Source organism: Parvimonas sp. M20, from assembly GCF_035282425.1.
Classification (GTDB): domain Bacteria; phylum Bacillota; class Clostridia; order Tissierellales; family Peptoniphilaceae; genus Parvimonas.
The window spans coordinates 1-262 of sequence record NZ_JAYKBQ010000207.1 but is presented as its reverse complement, the minus strand read 5'-3'; the positions used below and the strand labels follow the sequence as shown (position 1 = coordinate 262).

The 262-nt window shown below is 40.5% G+C and carries 1 protein-coding gene; it reads right to left on the bottom strand.

Going from position 1 to position 262, the window contains the following annotated elements; genetic code table 11:
• Nucleotides 1-140: 2-phosphosulfolactate phosphatase (locus tag VJI93_RS09535; RefSeq protein ID WP_442954002.1), on the bottom strand; the 140-nt coding region annotated here is incomplete at its 3' end.
• Nucleotides 141-262 lie beyond the last annotated feature (122 nt).

Here is a 262-nt window from a genome sequence, read left to right as displayed (position 1 = left end):
ACTCTTTTGGCCCCATTGTACAATGCCGTAGCAATAGTAGAAGTAGCGCGGAATACATCAATAATTACCACAATGCTGTCTGTTACATCATAAATATCCAGCAATCTTGGAGAAAGAATGGTATATAAGGTAGGTTTCATGCTCATGAGATTGCAAATATACAAGCAAACACCAAGCTGTTGGAGCCATAAAAACAGAGGCCAGCCTGGAAAAGCCGGCCGATCAGAAAGAAAAGGCTACTATTTTTTGGGGGTAATAATCA